At 58.2% G+C, this 18,905-nt stretch carries 24 protein-coding genes; 15 read left to right on the top strand and 9 right to left on the bottom strand.

Going from position 1 to position 18,905, the window contains the following annotated elements; translation table 11 throughout:
- From J2W17_RS12650 to J2W17_RS12680, 7 genes are all read left to right on the top strand, one after another.
- On the top strand, nucleotides 1-507 hold a 507-nt coding region (locus tag J2W17_RS12650), incomplete at its 5' end, for an NAD(P)(+) transhydrogenase (Re/Si-specific) subunit beta (RefSeq protein ID WP_307334118.1).
- A 190-nt stretch (nucleotides 508-697) separates the two neighbouring features.
- Complete coding sequence (locus J2W17_RS12655; RefSeq protein ID WP_307334121.1) at nucleotides 698-2,191, top strand: acetyl-CoA hydrolase/transferase family protein; 1,494 nt, start codon at nucleotides 698-700, stop codon at nucleotides 2,189-2,191.
- Between the two features lie 320 nt (nucleotides 2,192-2,511).
- Complete coding sequence (locus tag J2W17_RS12660; protein ID WP_307334124.1) at nucleotides 2,512-2,727, top strand: DUF1127 domain-containing protein; 216 nt, start codon at nucleotides 2,512-2,514, stop codon at nucleotides 2,725-2,727.
- A 376-nt stretch (nucleotides 2,728-3,103) separates the two neighbouring features.
- Nucleotides 3,104-3,421, top strand: coding sequence for a DUF2388 domain-containing protein (locus J2W17_RS12665; protein WP_064675289.1), 318 nt, complete (start codon nucleotides 3,104-3,106; stop codon nucleotides 3,419-3,421).
- A 107-nt stretch (nucleotides 3,422-3,528) separates the two neighbouring features.
- Nucleotides 3,529-3,846, top strand: a complete 318-nt coding sequence (locus J2W17_RS12670) for a DUF2388 domain-containing protein (RefSeq protein ID WP_307334129.1) — start codon at nucleotides 3,529-3,531, stop codon at nucleotides 3,844-3,846.
- Between the two features lie 25 nt (nucleotides 3,847-3,871).
- The gene (locus J2W17_RS12675; protein ID WP_307334132.1) at nucleotides 3,872-4,192 is read left to right on the top strand and encodes a DUF2388 domain-containing protein; all 321 of its coding nucleotides are present in this window, start codon (nucleotides 3,872-3,874) and stop codon (nucleotides 4,190-4,192) included.
- Nucleotides 4,192-6,150: a DUF7844 domain-containing protein gene (locus J2W17_RS12680; RefSeq protein WP_444965461.1), complete on the top strand. Its 1,959-nt coding sequence runs from the start codon at nucleotides 4,192-4,194 to the stop codon at nucleotides 6,148-6,150. The genes J2W17_RS12675 and J2W17_RS12680 overlap by 1 nt, the downstream gene beginning before the upstream one ends.
- Nucleotides 6,151-6,162: 12 nt before the next feature.
- On the opposite strand, the gene trpA is transcribed toward J2W17_RS12680, so the two are convergent.
- Together trpA and trpB are read right to left on the bottom strand one after the other, a co-directional pair.
- Nucleotides 6,163-6,975: a tryptophan synthase subunit alpha gene (trpA, locus tag J2W17_RS12685; RefSeq protein ID WP_307334139.1), complete on the bottom strand. Its 813-nt coding sequence runs from the start codon at nucleotides 6,973-6,975 to the stop codon at nucleotides 6,163-6,165.
- Nucleotides 6,975-8,225, bottom strand: coding sequence for a tryptophan synthase subunit beta (gene trpB, locus J2W17_RS12690; protein WP_307334142.1), 1,251 nt, complete (start codon nucleotides 8,223-8,225; stop codon nucleotides 6,975-6,977). The genes trpA and trpB overlap by 1 nt, the downstream gene beginning before the upstream one ends.
- 112 nt (nucleotides 8,226-8,337) lie before the next feature.
- Here trpB and J2W17_RS12695 point away from each other — a divergent pair, with 112 nt between their 5' ends.
- Complete coding sequence (locus J2W17_RS12695) at nucleotides 8,338-9,255, top strand: LysR family transcriptional regulator (protein ID WP_307334145.1); 918 nt, start codon at nucleotides 8,338-8,340, stop codon at nucleotides 9,253-9,255.
- Here J2W17_RS12695 and J2W17_RS12700 read toward each other — a convergent pair.
- Complete coding sequence (locus J2W17_RS12700) at nucleotides 9,228-9,554, bottom strand: DUF883 family protein (protein WP_064675282.1); 327 nt, start codon at nucleotides 9,552-9,554, stop codon at nucleotides 9,228-9,230. The genes J2W17_RS12695 and J2W17_RS12700 overlap by 28 nt on opposite strands.
- A 153-nt stretch (nucleotides 9,555-9,707) precedes the next feature.
- Between J2W17_RS12700 and J2W17_RS12705 the strand changes: the two genes are divergently transcribed.
- Both J2W17_RS12705 and J2W17_RS12710 read left to right on the top strand, forming a co-directional pair.
- On the top strand, nucleotides 9,708-9,923 hold the full coding sequence (locus tag J2W17_RS12705; RefSeq protein WP_064675281.1) for a dodecin: 216 nt from the start codon (nucleotides 9,708-9,710) through the stop codon (nucleotides 9,921-9,923).
- Nucleotides 9,924-10,046: 123 nt separating this feature from the next.
- Nucleotides 10,047-10,268: a DUF1161 domain-containing protein gene (locus J2W17_RS12710; RefSeq protein ID WP_307334154.1), complete on the top strand. Its 222-nt coding sequence runs from the start codon at nucleotides 10,047-10,049 to the stop codon at nucleotides 10,266-10,268.
- Nucleotides 10,269-10,336: 68 nt separating this feature from the next.
- On the opposite strand, the gene J2W17_RS12715 is transcribed toward J2W17_RS12710, so the two are convergent.
- Entirely contained in the window at nucleotides 10,337-11,338 is a 1,002-nt protein-coding gene (locus J2W17_RS12715) for an LLM class flavin-dependent oxidoreductase (RefSeq protein ID WP_307334157.1), read from the bottom strand.
- Between the two features lie 241 nt (nucleotides 11,339-11,579).
- On the opposite strand from J2W17_RS12715, the gene J2W17_RS12720 reads away from it, so the two are divergent.
- Complete coding sequence (locus J2W17_RS12720) at nucleotides 11,580-12,011, top strand: OsmC family protein (protein ID WP_307334160.1); 432 nt, start codon at nucleotides 11,580-11,582, stop codon at nucleotides 12,009-12,011.
- 188 nt (nucleotides 12,012-12,199) lie between these two features.
- Nucleotides 12,200-12,433: a DUF1161 domain-containing protein gene (locus tag J2W17_RS12725; protein ID WP_307334163.1), complete on the top strand. Its 234-nt coding sequence runs from the start codon at nucleotides 12,200-12,202 to the stop codon at nucleotides 12,431-12,433.
- Between the two features lie 6 nt (nucleotides 12,434-12,439).
- Here J2W17_RS12725 and J2W17_RS12730 read toward each other — a convergent pair whose 3' ends face one another.
- Together J2W17_RS12730 and J2W17_RS12735 are read right to left on the bottom strand one after the other, a co-directional pair.
- Nucleotides 12,440-12,865, bottom strand: coding sequence for a PA0061/PA0062 family lipoprotein (locus J2W17_RS12730; RefSeq protein ID WP_307334165.1), 426 nt, complete (start codon nucleotides 12,863-12,865; stop codon nucleotides 12,440-12,442).
- 40 nt (nucleotides 12,866-12,905) lie between these two features.
- Nucleotides 12,906-13,328: a PA0061/PA0062 family lipoprotein gene (locus J2W17_RS12735; RefSeq protein WP_307334168.1), complete on the bottom strand. Its 423-nt coding sequence runs from the start codon at nucleotides 13,326-13,328 to the stop codon at nucleotides 12,906-12,908.
- A 59-nt stretch (nucleotides 13,329-13,387) separates the two neighbouring features.
- On the opposite strand from J2W17_RS12735, the gene J2W17_RS12740 reads away from it, so the two are divergent.
- Nucleotides 13,388-14,464, top strand: coding sequence for an aminopeptidase (locus J2W17_RS12740; protein WP_307334172.1), 1,077 nt, complete (start codon nucleotides 13,388-13,390; stop codon nucleotides 14,462-14,464).
- A gap of 54 nt (nucleotides 14,465-14,518) precedes the next feature.
- Here J2W17_RS12740 and J2W17_RS12745 read toward each other — a convergent pair whose 3' ends face one another.
- Nucleotides 14,519-15,169, bottom strand: coding sequence for an HAD family hydrolase (locus tag J2W17_RS12745; protein ID WP_307334175.1), 651 nt, complete (start codon nucleotides 15,167-15,169; stop codon nucleotides 14,519-14,521).
- Nucleotides 15,170-15,213: 44 nt separating this feature from the next.
- Nucleotides 15,214-15,759 carry a gamma carbonic anhydrase family protein gene (locus J2W17_RS12750; RefSeq protein WP_307334178.1) on the bottom strand — a complete coding sequence of 182 codons (546 nt, stop codon included), beginning with the start codon at nucleotides 15,757-15,759 and terminating at the stop codon, nucleotides 15,214-15,216.
- Between the two features lie 62 nt (nucleotides 15,760-15,821).
- Between J2W17_RS12750 and prlC the strand changes: the two genes are divergently transcribed.
- Complete coding sequence (gene prlC, locus J2W17_RS12755) at nucleotides 15,822-17,900, top strand: oligopeptidase A (RefSeq protein WP_307334180.1); 2,079 nt, start codon at nucleotides 15,822-15,824, stop codon at nucleotides 17,898-17,900.
- A complete protein-coding gene (locus J2W17_RS12760; protein ID WP_307334183.1) occupies nucleotides 17,897-18,184 on the top strand; it encodes a YheV family putative zinc ribbon protein in 288 nt (95 codons plus the stop codon). The genes prlC and J2W17_RS12760 overlap by 4 nt, the downstream gene beginning before the upstream one ends.
- Nucleotides 18,185-18,516: 332 nt before the next feature.
- Here the strand turns inward: J2W17_RS12760 and J2W17_RS12765 are convergent, their stop codons facing one another.
- The gene (locus tag J2W17_RS12765; protein ID WP_307334187.1) at nucleotides 18,517-18,822 is read right to left on the bottom strand and encodes a hypothetical protein; all 306 of its coding nucleotides are present in this window, start codon (nucleotides 18,820-18,822) and stop codon (nucleotides 18,517-18,519) included.
- Nucleotides 18,823-18,905 lie beyond the last annotated feature (83 nt).

The raw sequence follows: 18,905 nt of genomic DNA on the forward strand, positions 1-18,905 counted from the left end.
GCTGACGACGCGACCTTCCTGCTGACCAACGCCGACACCGTGATCATCGTTCCGGGCTACGGCCTGGCGGTCGCCCGGGCGCAGCACGCGCTGAAAGAGCTGACCGAGAAGCTGACCCATCGCGGCGTGACCGTGAAGTACGCGATCCACCCGGTTGCCGGCCGTATGCCGGGCCACATGAACGTGCTGCTGGCCGAGGCCGAAGTGCCTTACGACCAGGTGTTCGAGATGGAAGACATCAACTCCGAGTTCGGCCAGGCCGACGTGGTGCTGGTACTGGGCGCCAACGACGTGGTCAACCCGGCGGCGAAGAACGATCCGAAGTCGCCGATTGCCGGCATGCCGATTCTCGAAGCGTTCAAGGCCAAGACCATCATCGTCAACAAGCGCTCCATGGCCAGCGGCTATGCCGGCCTGGACAACGAACTGTTCTACCTCGACAAGACCATGATGGTCTTCGGCGACGCCAAGAAAGTCATCGAAGACATGGTCAAAGCCGTCGAGTAATAGCTGCTTCAACGCAATACCCAAAACCCCGGCCCTTATCAGGCTGGGGTTTTTTATTGCCGTTGAAATGATCCGCCAACCCGACCAAAGGCTCTAAATCAGGGGTCGGCATTCGACCATGGTAGCGGGACGGATTTTTTTCAAATCACTAGACTGCACACCTTGCTTTCGTTGCCCGAGATAAACCTCCATGTACCGTGATCGTATTCGCTTGCCTTCGTTGTTGGACAAAGTGATGAGCGCCGCTGACGCAGCCGCTCTGATTGAGGACGGCATGACCGTCGGCATGAGTGGTTTCACTCGCGCCGGCGAAGCCAAGGCCGTGCCCCATGCATTGGCCGAACGCGCCAAGCTGACCCCGCTGAAAATCACCCTGATGACGGGCGCGAGCCTGGGCAACGACCTCGACAAACAACTCACCGAAGCCGGGGTGCTGTCGCGACGCATGCCATTCCAGGTCGATAGCACGCTGCGCAAGGCGATCAACGCTGGCGAAGTGATGTTCATCGACCAGCATCTTTCGGAAACCGTGGAGCAGCTACGCAACCAGCAGCTCAAGCTTCCGGATATCGCGGTGATCGAGGCCGTGGCGATCACCGAGCAAGGCCACATCGTGCCGACCACTTCAGTCGGCAATTCGGCCAGCTTCGCGATTTTCGCCAAACAGGTCATCGTTGAAATCAACCTGGCACACAACCCGAATCTGGAAGGTCTGCACGACATCTATATTCCGACCTATCGCCCGACTCGCACACCGATTCCGCTGGTGAAGGTTGACGACCGGATCGGCAGCACCGCCATCCCGATCCCGGCGGAAAAGATCGTTGCCATCGTAATTACCAATCAGTCCGACTCGCCTTCCACCGTGTTGCCGCCGGACGTCGATACCCAGGCTATCGCCGACCATCTGATCGACTTCTTCAAGCAGGAAGTGGCAGCCGGACGCATGACCAACAAGCTTGGCCCGCTGCAAGCCGGGATTGGCACCATCGCCAATTCGGTGATGTGCGGTTTGATCGACTCGCCCTTCGAAGACCTCACCATGTACTCCGAAGTGCTGCAGGACTCGACCTTCGACCTGATAGACGCCGGCAAACTGAGCTTTGCGTCCGGCAGTTCGATCACGTTGTCGGCGCGTCGCAATACCGACGTTTTCGGCAACCTGGAGCGCTACAAGGACAAACTGGTCCTGCGCCCGCAGGAAATCTCCAACCACCCGGAAGTGGTGCGTCGACTGGGCATCATCGGCGTCAACACCGCGCTGGAATTCGACTTGTACGGCAACGTCAACTCCACCCATGTCTGCGGCACGCGGATGATGAACGGGATCGGCGGCTCAGGCGACTTCGCGCGTAACGCGCACCTGGCAATCTTCGTTACCAAGTCGATCGCCAAGGGCGGCGCAATCTCCAGCGTGGTGCCCATGGTCAGCCACGTCGACCACACCGAGCATGACGTCGACATCCTCGTCACCGAGGTCGGGCTGGCCGACCTGCGCGGCCTGGCACCGCGGGAGCGGGCTCGCGTCATCATCGACAACTGCGTGCACCCGGATTATCGCCAGGCGCTGGATGATTACTTCACAGCTGCATGCGCATTGGGTGGCCATACCCCGCATATCCTGCGCGATGCACTGAGCTGGCACATGAACCTCGAAGAAACCGGGCGCATGCTTGCGGTCTGACGGGTTACAGATAGCGGCTGACGCAATGACAGTTTCGCCAGCCCGCTATTGCCAAGCCATTATGTGTTTAAAACTGTACTGCTGTACCGGTCTTTTCCTACAGTTTTCCCTTACCTTTCCATACCAAAAGTGCAAATATGCACCATATTAGTGCAGATAGGTACAGTTGCCTCAATTTCGACCAGTACACTGCCTATTAACAGTTAACTGGTCCCTCACAATACAGGTGAACTGTATCTACAGGGACTGGCCAAACAAGAGGATCATTGGCATCAGTTAAACCACTACCTAATCCCGCCACGAGCGGAAGGATGCTTACCATGGAACGTACACTCAGTTCCGAACTGTTCTTCGAAGACACCAGCGCAAAAACCCAGACTTCCATGCCGTTGCGCGTTCTCGCCAACCTGATGTTGTGGCAGCGCCGCATCTCCAGCCGCCATCAATTGGCTCGTCTGGATTCGCGTCTGCTGGCTGACGCCGGTATCAGCGAATCGCAACGCTACGAAGAGCTGAGCAAGCCGTTCTGGCGCTAAGTAGCGTCGCTGGCTCTGACCCTCAGGGTCCACCGCCAGCAACCCGAATTGAATAAACAAGACCCGTCGTGGGAAACCGCGACGGGTTTTGTCGTTTCAGGACGTAGAAAAGCAATACCAGTACAGTTACTATTAATATAATATTAACCGATACACTTTGCAGGAGCTGTCGAAGGCGGCGATCTTTGATCTGGCATACAAGATCAAAAAGATCGCAGCCTTCGGCAACTCCTACACCTATCGTTTCTACTATGGGCTGTTCGAATCCATCCCTGACAGCCTAATATCTAACCAGAACGTGGCGAACGCGGTATCACAGGCGTCTGATCTTCAGACACTGCGCCATCTCCCAATCGGTTCACCAAGGAGTTACATCATGTCCCGTCTTCGCTTGCTCAGCGCTGCAGCCCTGCTTGCCGTGGCCGCCAATGCCCACGCCACCAGCTTCATCGTGACCACCGATGCCGTCGTCGGCGCACTCAAGGCCACGTCCGATGCGACCTCCGATGTCACTTCTTCCTTCCGCGATGACAAGATCGTGCGTGCTGCCCGCGACGACGCCGCCAGCTTCGTGGCCAGTGAAGGCGCCATCCGTGGGGTGAAACTGGAAAGCGCCCTCGACCACATCCGTCAACAGGCGCCTCAACTGAGTGCCACGGATGCGCAGCTGGCCCAGGCCATACTGACGATCTAAGCGACGTCGCTCACTTGGGACACTCGCGTAGTGTCCCAATGTTTCAAGGCTGGCTCTAGACCGGGCGTTGCGCTAGCCTTGAGACTCGCTTTCAGCTACCGAGCCTCATGCGTTTTCTTTCAAATCTGTTGATCACTCCGTTGTTTGCGACAGCTTGCTGGGTGGGCCCGGCCCATGCCTACGACGCCTTCAACCTGTCGACACAAGGCATCGTCGTCACCGGCTACGCCACCACCATGGTGTCCGCCGCTCCCTTCGACCGCAAGTTGCTGCTCGCCGCACAGGATGACGCTGCTGCGTTCGTTGCCAGTGACGGCAAACTGCGGGGCGCGCAACTGGAGGCTGCCCTGGTCTACCTGCGCAGCACCCAACCGAAACTTCATGCAAGCGACCTTGAACTGGCGCAGGCAATTCTCGTCCAATAGTTATCCTTATCTGCGGAGTCGTTCCATGCGTAGCCCCCTGATTGCTGCTGCCCTTGGCCTGTTGTTGTTGGCCGATGTGACCCAGGCGCACACCTTGGTCGCCACCAGTAACATCATCATCGATGCCTCCCGGCGCACCATTGATTTCACATCAGACACCACCACGTCCATTCGCGATTCGAAAATCATCCGCGAAGCCCACGACGATGCCGCCAGCTTCGTTGCCAGCGAAGGTGAAATTCGTGGAGCACACCTGGAAGCTGCCTTCGACACATTGCGCACCCGCGTGCCGGAAGCCCGGGACGCCAGTGACCTGGTGCTCGCCGAAGCCATCCTCGCACTGTGATGTCGCTTGGTGCCTGGCTGTTGGCCGGGGTCCTGTTGCTGCTTGGCAACACGGCCCAGGCTGGCCTGCAATTACAGCTCAAGACCCAAGGGTTGAGCCCCGCACAACAGCAGGCCAGTCAGGCGCTGCTCGATGAAGCCATGCAGGCATTGCCGCCGCGCTTCATCGAGCAACTCGACCGCAAAATCGATGTCGGCTGGACCGATGAGATGCCAGGCGACGCCTACGGTCAGGCATCCCTGGTGTCCGAACTCGACTTGAACCGCAACTTGCTCGCCGGCCTCACCGATGGCAGCGCTGCGACGAAAAAAACCTATCGCCCCCACGGCACTGTGCGCAGGGAATTGCTGGCCACGGTGTTGCACGAAATCACTCACATCTATGACCGGGCGCGCCTGTGGCCCGACGCCGAACGCACCCTGATTCAGCGCTGCACCCGTCGTATCAGCAGTTCGGGGCTGATCGGCATGCCCGACGAATGCCGCGGTCAGGCCGATCGACGCTTTACCCTCAGCGACGACCCGCGGCTACTCGACCTCGCCGGCTGGCCGCAGTACGTCGGCCGCCGTGGCGAGCGCGAACAATACAATCGACAAATTGCCCGCAGCCCGGACATCTACGAGACGAGCAGTCCCAAGGAGTTCGTTGCGGTCAACATGGAGTATTTCCTCCTCGACCCGAGCTACGCTTGCCGCCGTCCTGCGCTGTACCGCTACTATCAGGAACATTTCGGCTGGGCGCCCGCCGCCAAAGATACCTGCGGCAAATCCTTTGCATTCCTCAACGCCGGCAACGACTTCGCCAAACAACCTCTGGGCCAGGTCGACCCGGAACGGGTGTACGCCGTCGACTATCTGCTTGCCGAAGCCAATCAGAATTGGGTCAGCCGCTGGGGCCACAGCATGTTGCGCCTGGTGATCTGCGCCCCCGGTCGACCACGCGGACCGGATTGCCGGCTGGATCTGGATCAGCATCTGGTGCTGTCCTACCGCGCCTTTGTCGGTGATGTACAGCTGTCGAGCTGGGACGGCCTGGTGGGTAAATACCCGTCGCGCCTGTTTGTCCTGCCGCTGGCTCAGGTGATTGATGAATACACCAAGACCGAATTGCGCAGCCTGGCCTCGGTGCCGCTGAACCTTTCACGCAACGAAATCGAGAACGTGGTGGAACACGCCGCCGAGATGCACTGGAGCTACGATGGCAACTATTTCTTCCTGTCCAATAACTGTGCGGTAGAAGGCCTGAAACTGTTGCGCAGCGGCACCAACAATGCACAGCTGGTCGGGCTGGACAGCATCATGCCCAACGGATTGCTGGAAGTGCTCAAGGGTCGTGGACTGGCGGATACCAGCGTGCTGGACGATCCCCGCGAAGCGCTGCGCCTGGGCTATCGCTTTGACTCCTTCCGCGATCGTTATCAAGCGATGTTCGAAGTGCTAAAAAAGCACTTGCCGATCAAGCAGGAGAAAGTTGAAGACTGGCTGGCATTGAAAGCCGACGAACGCCGGCAATGGATTGACCGGGCCGACTTGCGCACCAGTGCGGCATTGCTGTTACTGGAGCAAGCCGCCTTCCGCCAACAGTTGGTATTGGCCCAGGACGAAGTAAAACAGCGCTATCTGGGCGCCCGGGAATTGAAGAACGGTGGCATGGACAAAGCCAACGCGACCCTGCAGCAGATTCTCGCCAACAGTGGCTTCCTCAGCCGACCGGCAGAGCTGCTCGGTACGGGCGGTTATGGTTTGCCGCAGCCAAATGAATGGCAACGCCTGGAATCGGAAAGCAGCCTGCGGCAGAAACAGCTTCAAGCGCTGACCGGCGATCTGGACAAGGAAGTGAGGGCGCTGCTCGAACCGAGCCGGGCGGCCGAGATGGCCGCCAATGAAGCCAACCTGAAGCAGGTTGGCGAACATTTGAGAAAATTGCACAAAGCGTCGGGAGGGCTGGAGTTGCCTTGAGGCACATTACCTTCAGCTAACGCGGGCCTTTCGCACGCCGTCGGCAAGGGCCGCGCACAGGCTCAACACGCCATCGACCGCCTGGGCCGGCGTCGTGGCATCGGCGATATGATCGATCAACGCCGAGCCCACCACCACACCATCCGCCAGGCGAGCGATGGCAGCCGCTTGCTCCGGTGTACGGATGCCGAAACCGATGCTGATCGGCAGATCGGTGTGGCGACGCAAGCGGGCAACCGCTTCTTCGACATGTTCCAGCGTCGCCGCGCCCGCGCCGGTCACACCGGCAACGGAGACGTAGTAAACGAAGCCGGAACTGCCGTTCAGAACGGTTGGCAGACGCACGTCATCGGTGGTCGGCGTGGTCAGCCGGATAAAGTCCAGACCGGCAACCTGGGCCGGGTCGCACAGTTCGCCGTTATGCTCGGGTGGCAGGTCGACCACGATCAGCCCATCCACGCCGGCTTCTTTGGCATCGGCAATAAAGCGCAGTACGCCGTACTTGTGAATCGGGTTGAAGTAACCCATCAGCACCAGCGGTGTGTCGGTATTGCCTTCGCGGAACTCGCGAACCATCTGCAGGGTTTTCGCCAGGTTTTGTTTGGCGCCCAAGGCACGAATGTTGGCCAACTGGATCGCCGGGCCATCGGCCATCGGATCAGTGAAAGGCATGCCCAGCTCGATCACGTCGGCGCCAGCACCGGGCAAGCCTTTGAGAATCGCCAGGGAAGTGTCGTAGCTCGGGTCGCCGGCGGTCACAAAGGTCACCAGGGCGGCACGGTTCTGTTCCTTGAGTTCGGCAAAACGCGTTTGCAGGCGGCTCATCAGTGTTTCTCCTGCTTGGACTGTTCTTGTTGAGACTGCTCTTTTTGAGAGTGTTCCATGTGGTGCATCACGGTTTGCATGTCTTTGTCGCCACGACCGGACAGGTTGACCACCATCAGGTGATCTTTGGGCAAGGTCGGAGCGCGCTTGAACACTTCGGCCAGGGCATGAGCGCTTTCCAGCGCCGGAATGATCCCTTCCAGGCGGCAGCATTTGTGGAACGCATCGAGGGCTTCGTCGTCGGTTACCGAGGTGTACTGGACGCGGCCGATGTCATGCAACCAGGCGTGTTCCGGGCCGATGCCCGGATAGTCGAGGCCGGCGGAAATCGAGTGGGCGTCGATGATCTGGCCATCGTCGTCCTGCAACAGGAACGTCCGGTTACCGTGGAGTACACCCGGCACGCCACCGTTGAGGCTGGCGGCGTGCTTACCGGTTTCGATGCCGTGACCGGCGGCTTCGACGCCGATGATTTCGACGCTGTTGTCGTCCAGGAACGGGTGGAACAGGCCCATGGCATTGGAACCACCACCGATGCACGCCACCAGGCTGTCCGGCAGACGACCTTCCTGGGCTTGCAGCTGGTCACGGGTTTCCTTGCCGATGACGGCCTGAAAGTCGCGAACCATCGCCGGGTAAGGATGCGGACCGGCGACGGTGCCGATCAGGTAGAACGTGCTGTCGACATTGGTGACCCAGTCACGCAGCGCTTCGTTCATTGCATCCTTAAGGGTGCCGGTCCCGGCCACTACCGGAATCACTTCAGCGCCCAACAGCTTCATGCGAAACACGTTGGCTTGCTGGCGCTCGATGTCGGTGGTGCCCATGTAGATCACGCAATCGAGGCCGAAACGAGCGGCCACGGTGGCCGTCGCCACGCCGTGCATGCCGGCACCGGTCTCGGCAATGATGCGCTTCTTGCCCATGCGCCGTGCCAGCAGGATCTGGCCGATGCAGTTGTTGATCTTGTGCGCGCCGGTGTGATTGAGCTCTTCGCGCTTCAGGTAAATCTTTGCGCCACCGCAGAACTCGGTCAGACGCTCAGCGAAATAAAGCGGGCTTGGACGACCGACATAGTCGCGCTGGAAGTAGGCCAATTCCTCTTTGAATGCAGGATCTTCCTTGGCCGCTTCGTATTCACGGGCCAGGTCAAGAATCAACGGCATCAGGGTTTCAGCGACGTAGCGCCCGCCGAACGCGCCGAACAGGCCGTTGGCGTCGGGGCCGTTGCGCAGATTAGTCTGGGTCATGGGTCGCTCCAGTTGAATGCGTGAGATGACAATGGGCTTAACTCTACCCCTCACACCTCTGGCTGAAAACCGATAAGATTGCCATAACCTGTCAGGAAAACTCACAGATACCATGAGCCATGACCTTCCCCCGCTGAACGCACTTCGCGCTTTCGAAGCCACTGCCCGCCTGAACAGCGTCAGTCAGGCCGCGGAACAGTTGCACGTCACCCATGGCGCGGTCAGCCGTCAACTCAAAGTACTCGAAGAGCACCTCGGGGTGAGCCTTTTCGTCAAGGAAGGACGCGGCCTTAAACTCACAGATGCCGGGATTCGATTGCGTGATGCCAGCGCTGAAGCGTTCGAGCGTTTGCGTACGGTCTGCGCAGAGCTGACGCAAAGCACCGCTGATGCGCCGTTCGTACTTGGCTGCTCGGGCAGCTTGCTGGCACGCTGGTTCATTCCGCGCCTGGGAAGACTGAATTCAGACTTGCCGGATCTGCGCTTGCATCTATCGGCCGGAGAAGGCGATCTCGATCCTCGTCGGCCGGGGCTCGATGCCCTGCTGGTGTTTGCCGAGCCACCCTGGCCGGCGGACATGCAGGTCTACGAGTTGGCCAGCGAGCGGATCGGCCCGGTGATGAGCCCGCGATTCGCCGGTTACGAAAGACTGCGAGAAGCACCGGCCACAGCGCTGCTGGACGAGCCATTGCTGCACACCACCTCTCGCCCGCAAGCATGGCCCAGCTGGGCGCAACAAAATGGAATCGACGCCAAAGCGTTGAAATCAGGTCAGGGGTTCGAGCATCTGTATTACTTGCTGGAAGCGGCAGTAGCGGGGCTGGGCGTGGCGATTGCCCCTGAACCGCTGGTGGCCGAGGACTTGAAGGCCGGCCGCCTGGTCGCGCCCTGGGGCTTCAGCGAAACCCCGGCGCAACTGGCGTTGTGGCTACCCAAGCGCGCCGCGGACGGGCGCGCCAGGCAGTTGGCGCAGTGGCTAAAGAACGAACTGCGCCAAACCGATCATTCGCCTCGTTTGAACAGCAGATAAGCTGCGAGCAAACCCAGCGCACCCACAGCCACACCCGCGGTAGTCCAAGGGTGTTCCTGGGCGTAGTCCCGTGTGGCGATTCCGGTTTCGCGGGTTTTGACTTTAACTTCTTCGTACGCATCGCTGAGCAGATGGCGCGAATGCTTCAGCGCGTTTTCGGCGTTCGTTTTCAACACTTTAAGGGTTTTACGCGACTCGTCCGAGGCGTCGTCCTTAAGGCTTTCCAGAGACTTGAGCAAACTCTCGATCTCGGCTTCCATGCTTTGCAATGAGGCTTTACGTAAAGAAGTGGTGGCCATGGTGGCTCTCCTGCATTGGTTGAGTTGCGTGTGTTGGTTGGGACTTCAGCGGTTCGAGAAAGTGCAGTAAATCTGAACTTCAACGTCGTATTAGCCGACAGAAGTAATAAGAAAATCACTGCTAGGCTGTAATCAAACCCTGAGGAGAACGCCATGACAGATCATCACACCTACAAGAAAGTCGAGCTGGTCGGCTCATCCGCCAGCAGCATCGAAGACGCCATCAACAACGCCTTGGCCGAAGCAAATAAAAGCCTCAAGTACATGGAATGGTTCGAGGTAACCGAAACCCGCGGGCACATCAAGGACGGTAAGGCTGCCCATTTCCAGGTCACGCTCAAGGTCGGGTTCCGGATTGCGAGCAGCTGAGTTTGAGCTAGTCTTCTGAACTGGCTCGCTGGCCGAGTGCCATAGGGATTGGCAATGCGCTACACAAGAACATCCGGCTGATAGCCGGATGCCCCCTATTGATCCGACCAGAGAATGCGACAGATGAAGAAGTTTATTTTAGTGGTAGTTTTGCTGACCCTTGGGAGTACAGCCTTCGCTCATGGCAAGTCATGTGAAGAACTGAAAGCCGAGATCGCCGCAAAACTTGATGCCAAGGGTGTTGCTGGTTATTCCCTGGAAATCGTCGATAAAGGCACTGGTGCTGATGGGAAAGTCGTCGGCACGTGTGAGAAGGGTACCAAGGAAATTGTCTACAAGAGATAGCTGATGCCCACGAAAAATAGGAAAGCCGACGCAATGACGTCGGCTTTTTTGTAGGCGCCGCTCGAACGTCAGCCTTTCATGACCTGCGCCAACAGCTCATAGGAATGCACACGATCGGCATGTTCGTAGAGGTCACAGGTAAAAATCAGCTCATCCGCCTGGGTCTGCTCGATCAGCACCTCCAGTTTGGCGCGAATCTTCTGCGGGCTGCCGACCATGGCCAGGCCGAGGAAATCGCCTACCGCTTCCTTCTCATGCGGCAGCCACAGGCCGTCCATGGTTTTCACTGGTGGCCGTTGCACCAGGCTTTGGCCACGCATCAACGCAAGAATCCGCTGGTAGACCGAAGTCGCCAGATAGTCGGCCTGTTCGTCGGTGTCGGCGGCTACCAAGGGTACGCCGAGCATCACGTAGGGCTTGTCCAATACCGCGGAAGGCTTGAAGTGGTTGCGATAGACGCGAATTGCCTCATGCATGAAGCGCGGTGCGAAATGGGAGGCGAAGGCGTAGGGCAAACCGCGCTCACCGGCCAGTTGGGCACTGAACAGGCTCGAACCGAGTAACCAGACCGGAACGTTGGTGCCGGTACCCGGCATCGCGATAATTCGCTGGTCTGGGGTACGTGGGCCGAGGTAGCGCATCAGTTCGGTCACGTCTTCGGGAAACTCGTCGGCGCTTCCGGAGCGCTCACGGCGCAACGCGCGAGCAGTCATTTGATCGGAACCGGGAGCGCGGCCCAGGCCCAGATCGATCCGGCCCGGGTACAGACTTTCAAGCGTGCCGAACTGCTCCGCGATGACCAGCGGTGCGTGGTTGGGCAACATCACACCGCCCGAGCCGACTCGAATGGTCGTAGTGCCGCCGGCCAGATAACCCAGCAGTACCGAGGTCGCTGAACTGGCGATGCCATCCATATTGTGGTGTTCAGCAACCCAGAAGCGGTTGTAGCCGAACTTTTCGACGTGCTGCGCCAGGTCCAGGGAATTGCGCAGCGACTGGGCTGCACTGCCATTCTCTCGCACAGGCACCAGATCGAGGGTCGAGAACTTGATATCGGACAGTCGTTTCATAAGTCTGCTTCTCCAATTGAGGGTGCAGGTTTTTCTTACAAACGAAAACCTGCCGAATCCATAAGCGTGCTTCATGCAATGAGGGCATATACCCGAGTTTCAATAGCACGGTTGGAATTCCTGCAAAATGAGGCATCAAATTAGAATGCGATGAACTTTGCACCACCGTCTATCCTCAGAACCCTAGCAACCGAAAACCACGAAGGCGCGACGATTCGCGCCGGATCTTGAGGAGGCAGACATGGCTATCACGAAAAAAGCATCGGCTCATTGGGAAGGCGACCTGAAAACCGGCATCGGTTCGATTTCCACCGAAACCGGTGTACTCAGAGAAGCACCCTACGGCTTCAAGGCGCGTTTCGAAGGCGGCAAGGGCACCAACCCGGAAGAGCTGATCGGTGCGGCACACGCGGGCTGCTTTTCCATGGCGTTTTCAATGATTCTCGGCGATGCCGGTCTCAAGGCTGACAGCATCGATACCAATGCCGAGGTCACGCTGGACCAGGTGGAAGGTGGCTTTGCGATCACGGCGGTGAAACTGATCCTCAAGGCTAAAATCCCCGGAGCGACTCAGGCGCAGTTCGAGGAATTGAGCAACAAGGCCAAGGAAGGTTGCCCGGTGTCCAAGGTGCTGAATGCGAAGATCAGCCTGGATGCGACGCTGGTCGGCTAGATCTCTGTTGCATGACAAAAGATCGCAGCCTTCGGCAGCTCCTACAGGGGTTGAGTGAATCTGTAGGAGCTGGCGGAGGCTGCGTTTTTTTCGTGCTGACACAAGTCTGACTGGCGAAAATGTGGTCGAATAAATGACAGCAGTAAAAACGCATCGATGTGCGCGCTGCCTTCGAAGGAGCTTCAACCATGAAACGTATTGCCTTGGCGATTATCTGTACTGCGCTGGCCACATCGGCCTTCGCGGCACCGAAATCATGTGAAGAACTCAAGGCCGAGATCGAGGCCAAAATACAGGCCAATAACGTCTCGTCCTACACCCTGGAAATTGTCACCAACGATGAAGTGCACGATCAGAACATGGTCGTTGGCTCGTGCGCAGGCGGCACAAGGAAAATCATCTATCAGAAGAACGACCGCTGATTCACCTCACATGAGGCAATAGGACTCTCGGTCTTCAGCGACGATTTCACGCTTGGCGTTGTACAGGCGAGCACCGGGAGTGAACGCGATCGAACGGCCTTCCAGCACATAACGCTGACCGGCTTCGAAATGATCGTAACGGATGGTCAGGTAACACAACCGTTCCGTGGGACCGCTCATCATACTCAAGCCCCCACCCCCTCCAGGCACTTCGAAGTCGAATCGAACGATCAGCTCATGGCTGCCGGGGGTAACCTGGAAAAAACGCCCGTCGCGCAATCGCTGCTTGTCCAATCGTTCAGCCATCAACAACTTGTCGTTGGGGAACGGTGTCGAAAATTCGACCCAGGCCATCTGCGGATTTACCTCCGGCAATGGGCTCTGGCAGCCGGCAACGACACTTGCAGCCAGTAATAGCATTGACCTGCGCATGATGAATTCCCTTGGATGGGGGCCTTCAGCATAACGCCGATCAGGTGCGTTGGCAGCCAGCCGGTGTCCCTTGGCCAATCACTTTTCGCTGTTGATCATAGAGCTTTGCCCACGGCCGGAAACCGATATTCCCCGCTTGCAGCTGATACCGCTGGCCTGCGTTGAAATCCTTGAATTTCACGTTCAACTGACAATCACGCCACAGCGGTTCGGCGTCGGGACCGATGTTGGTTGGCTGAACCGGAAACTGGTAACGCACCGTCAGCTCATGGCTACCGGGATGGACCTCGAAGTAGCGCTTGTCGGCAGCGGTTTTGTCATCGACTTCCAGCGCTTGCAGTGCTGTATCTTCTTGCTTTGAATCCAGGTCGATCCACGCTTGGGCCGGATCATGGCGAGGTAATCCGAACCCGGCACAACCTGTCAGTAACAACAGGCTTCCTGTCAGCATCAACGTGCGCATAGCGGAGCTCCAGTCAGGCAGGATAGTCTTGTGGGCAGACTCTCCTGGGATGATTCATTTTGATCAGGCCGCTTCCAAGCCTTGGGTTACTTGATCGCGTTTTACGCATTTTGTTTCCGGGCGTGTTGTTTTTGTTGCTCAACGGTTGCGCCAGCGTCAGCTATTACGGCCAATTGGTCAGTGGTCAGCTACAACTGCTACGGGCGCGGGAGCCGGTTTCCAGCGTGATTGCCGATCCCGGTCGCGATCAGCAATTGCGTGCGCGACTGGCTCAATCACAGAAGGCCAGGACATTCGCCAGCCAACATCTGCACCTGCCGGACAACCAGAGCTATCGTCTTTACGCTGACATTGGTCGGCCGTTCGTAGTCTGGAATGTATTTGCCACGCCGGAGTTTTCCCTGACGCCGCAAAACCATTGTTTCCCCATTGCCGGATGCGTTGCCTATCGCGGTTACTACAGTCAGAGCGCGGCCCGCGGCGAAGCGGCCTTGCAACGACTGCAAGGTATGGACGTGTCAATCGGCGGTGTCGAGGCCTATTCGACGCTCGGCTGGTTCAACGATCCGATCATCAGTTCAATGATGGGTTGGGGCGACGAGCGGCTGGCGACTTTGATCTTTCACGAACTGGCGCATCAGCGCCTGTATGTGAAGGACGACACCGAGTTCAACGAGTCTTTCGCCTCTTTCGTCGAACAGGAAGGCACTCGCCAATGGCGCGCAGTCCGAGGCCTGGCGCCGGAAGACGGCGTACAGATGAAGCGACGCGAGCAATTCCTTCAGTTGATCCTGGACACTCGCCGGCAGCTCGAATGGCTGTACGCCCTGCCACTGCCCGCCGACCAGATGCGTCATCGCAAGGCGGTAACGTTCGAGCGCTTGCGCGGTGAGTATCGACTGCTGCGTGACACCCAATGGGCTGGGGACCATCGCTACGATACCTGGATCAATGCGCCGATGAGCAATGCCCGGCTATTGCCGTTTGGGTTGTATGACCAATGGGTGGCGGCGTTTGCCGGATTGTTCCGGCAGGAAGGCGGGGACTGGGTGAAGTTTTATGCCGCAGCCGAGAAGCTGGGGGCTCTGCCGGCTGAAAAGCGCAAGGCGGCGTTGGAGGGTTTGGCTAAATCATAAAGCTTCAGTGGCTGAACGAGCCTCTTCGCCGGCAAGCCGGCGAAGGCAATTTAACTACCGCTGCAAAAATGCCTGATGCAACTCATCCAGCGTTTCGAAGTGATAGGCCGGCGCTTCGGCAATCAGCTCTACACGGCTGCCAAAACCATAGCCCACCGCCGCGGCATCCAGACCATTGCTCCGCGCGCCGATCAGGTCGTGTTTACGATCGCCGATCATCAAGGTGTTGCCCGGATCCAGGCCTTCTTCGGCCAGCAGATGAGCGATCAGCTCGACTTTATTTGTACGGGTCCCGTCCAGTTCGCTGCCGTAGATCACCTTGAAGTGTTTCGCAAAGTCGAAGTGCCTGGCGATTTCCCTGGCGAAGATCCAGGGTTTTGACGTCGCGATGTACAGCGCTCGCCCCTGTCCGCCGAGGGTTTCCAGCAACGGCGTGACGCCGTCGAAGACTCGGTTCTCGTAAAGGCCGGTGACCTTGAAGCGTTCGCGATAGAAGTTGACCGCTTCCCAGGCCTTGGGCTCGTCGAAATCGTAAAACTGCATGAACGCCTGCAATAACGGCGGGCCGATAAAGTGTTCGAGTTTGGTCAGATCGGGTTCATCGACCCCCAATTTGCTCAGGGCAAACTGGATCGAACGGGTAATGCCCTCGCGCGGATCGGTCAGGGTGCCATCAAGGTCGAATAAAACGGTCTGGTAATGCATGAAGATTCCTGGGCAATGGCGGGACGCTTTCCGTTAACAGGCACTTAGATCTGGTCGTAGCCTTCGGCCAGATGCAGGTCCTTGAGCTTTACGTAATTCGCCGCGCTATAGGTAAAAAAGGCTTTTTCCTTCACGGTCAGCGTTCGGATCTGTTTCACCGGGCTGCCCACGTAGAGGAAACCGCTTTGCAGGCGCTTGCCGGGCGGTACCAGGCTGCCGGCGCCGATGATGACGTCATCTTCCACCACCGCGCCATCCATCACGATGCTACCCATCCCGATCAGGACCCGGCTACCTACGGTGCACCCGTGGAGCATGACTTTATGCGCGATGGTCACGTCCTCGCCGATCAACAACGGGAAGCCATCGGGGTTGAACGGGCCCGCATGGGTGATGTGCAGCACACAGCCGTCCTGAACGCTGGTACGCGCGCCCACACGGATGCGATGCATGTCGCCACGGATCACTGTCAGCGGCCAGACCGAACTGTCTTCGCCGATTTCGACGTCGCCGATCACCACCGCCGATCGGTCGACAAAAGCGCCTTTGCCAAGCAGCGGCGTGTGGTTCTGATACTTGCGAAGGGTCACGATAGGCTCTCTCTCTTTTGCTGATAGCTGCGGTCGACGTCGATTGTAATTAAGATGGTGCGATGTTTCTTCCAGCCAAGGTGCCAACCGTGAGCGTGAACAACCCTCTTTTGCAGCCCTACGACCTGCCGCCGTTCTCGGCGATCCGTGCCGAGCACGTGCAACCGGCCATTGAACAGATCCTGGCTGACAACCGCGCCGCCATTATCGAGATCCTCAAAACCGAGGGCAAACAACCGACCTGGGCCGGCCTTGTGCTGGCAATGGACGAGCTCAACGATCGCCTCGGCGCGGCCTGGAGCCCCGTCAGCCACCTGAATGCGGTGTGCAACAGTCCAGAACTGCGTGAAGCCTACGAGTCCTGCCTGCCCGCGTTGAGCGCCTATTCCACCGAGCTTGGCCAGAATCGCGAACTGTTCGAGGCTTTCGAAGCCCTTGCCAACAGCCCGGAAGCCGCCGGCTTCGACGTGGCGCAGAAAACGATCCTGGAACACTCCCTGCGTGACTTCCGTCTGTCGGGTATCGATCTGCCTGAAGCCCAGCAAAAGCGGTACGCCGAAGTGCAGAGCAAATTGTCGGAGCTCGGCAGCCGCTTCTCCAACCAGTTGCTCGACGCCACCCAGGCCTGGACCAGGCACGTCACTGACGAAGCTACCCTCGCCGGCCTGACCGATTCGGCCAAGGCACAAATGGTCGCCGCGGCTCAGGCCAAAGACCTGGATGGCTGGCTGATCACTCTGGAATTCCCGAGCTACTACGCAGTAATGACCTACGCCCAGGATCGCAGCCTGCGCGAAGAAGTCTACGCGGCCTACTGCACCCGTGCGTCGGACCAAGGCCCGAATGCCGGTCAGAACGATAACGGCCCGATCATGGAAGAAATCCTCGACCTGCGTCAGGAACTGGCCAGACTCCTGGGTTTCGCCAGCTTTTCGGAGTTGAGCCTGGCCACCAAAATGGCCGAATCCAGCGATCAGGTCATCAGTTTCCTGCGCGATCTGGCCAAGCGCAGCAAGCCTTTCGCCGCCCAGGATCTGCAACAGCTCAAAGCCTATGCCGCCGAACAAGGCTGCCCGGACCTGCAAAGCTGGGACAGCGGTTTCTACGGCGAAAAACTTCGCGAGCAGCGCTACAGCGTCGCTCAGGAAGCCCTTCGCGCCTACTTCCCGATCGACAAGGTGTTGAGCGGCCTGTTCGCCATCGTCCAGCGTCTGTATGGCATCGAAATCGCCGAGCAGAAAGATTTCGACACCTGGCACCCCGATGTTCGCCTGTTCGAAATCAAGGAAAACGGCCAGCATGTCGGTCGCTTCTTTTTTGACCTCTACGCCCGCGCCAACAAACGCGGCGGTGCCTGGATGGACGGCGCCCGTGATCGTCGCCGCACCGCAGAAGGCGTTTTGCAGAGTCCGGTGGCCAATCTGGTGTGCAACTTCACCCCGGCCGACAGCGGCAAGCCGGCCCTGCTGACCCACGATGAGGTGACTACGCTATTCCACGAATTCGGTCACGGCTTGCATCACCTGCTGACCCGGGTCGAGCACGCCGGCGTATCCGGCATCAACGGCGTAGCCTGGGATGCGGTCGAGCTGCCAAGCCAGTTCATGGAGAACTGGTGCTGGGAGCCGGAAGGTCTGGCGCTGATTTCAGGTCATTACGAAACTGGCGAGCCACTGCCTCAGGACCTGTTGGAAAAAATGCTCGCGGCGAAGAACTTCCAGTCCGGCCTGATGATGGTCCGCCAGCTTGAATTCTCCTTATTCGACTTCGAACTGCATGCCACCCATGGCGACGGCCGCAGCGTGCTGCAAGTGCTCGAAGGTGTGCGCGACGAGGTCTCGGTGATGCGCCCGCCGGCCTATAACCGTTTCCCCAACAGCTTTGCGCATATCTTCGCCGGCGGTTACGCGGCAGGCTATTACAGCTACAAATGGGCTGAAGTGCTCTCGGCCGACGCCTTCTCGAAATTCGAAGAAGACGGCGTGCTCAACGCCGACACCGGTCGCGCGTTCCGCGAGGCGATCCTGGCACGCGGCGGCTCCCAGGAGCCGATGGTGCTGTTCGTCGATTTCCGGGGACGGCCACCATCGATTGACGCACTCTTGCGCCACAGTGGCCTGAGTGAGGTCACAGCCGCATGAGTGAGGGTCCTGTGATCACGAAAAAACGCTTTATCGCCGGGGCTGTCTGCCCGGCGTGTAGCACGCCGGACAAGTTGATGATGTGGAACGAAGACGAGGTCCCGCATCGCGAGTGCGTGGCCTGCGGTTATTCCGACACGCTGAATGAACAGGGTCTGTCGGTGCCCAAGGAGCTGGGCACCCGGGTAAACACCTCCGCCCTGAAGGTGCCGGATGCCAAGGTTCAGCCCGTGCAGTTCTTCCCGAACCCGAAGTTGAAGAAAAAGCCGGAAGAACAGCGTTGAGTCAAACCACCTTCCAGTCCTGAACAAACTGGAAGGTGGTATCTATTTGCCGCCTTTACTCCGCAGTTCCTTTTCAGGATGACCTGACCAAACAGCTGTCTGAAAAGGAAAAAGCCATGCCCAGCACGGCAAATTGCACTCGCAACACTGGCATTCTTAAAAACCTGCGCAATTCTTCCCCTTGGATGGAACCTTGCGCAAGATCTGTTCGTTTTCGGAGCGTTTGTTCAGCATCAGGATCAATGAGCAAGAGGTATTCGAACGGTGGCACGCCAGCGCCTTTCTATGTATGCAGCTAAAAAAACCCCATAGAGAATATTAGATATGCGCCCTCAGGGATTAATTATTTTCGAATAAGCTTTCGCCAGTCCTACCAGAATGGCTTTGTCCTGGGCATCGATAGTACCGTCGCCGTCAATGTCAGGGGTTGCTTTCATGGTAAAGGTCACGCCACCATCATTCGATACGGCCTCGCGAGTGTAGTTGCAGTCGAAAAGATAATAGAATTCTCCCCCTTTTCCGGGGTCGTAAGCTTCCTGTTTTCGAGCAAACTGCATGGAAACCCTGATTTCTTTCGGGCTGACGATAGAGGGACCCGCGAGTTGAAGAAATATGCCACGCTGATTATAGTTCGACATTAATTAAATCCTTTTAATAATGAGTTTTACGGCCACGCCGTGTAAAGGGATGGTACTGATGAATCTTCAAATAGCGCCACGGG

The organism is Pseudomonas lini, assembly GCF_030812475.1.
Classification (GTDB): Bacteria; Pseudomonadota; Gammaproteobacteria; order Pseudomonadales; family Pseudomonadaceae; genus Aquipseudomonas; species Aquipseudomonas lini_A.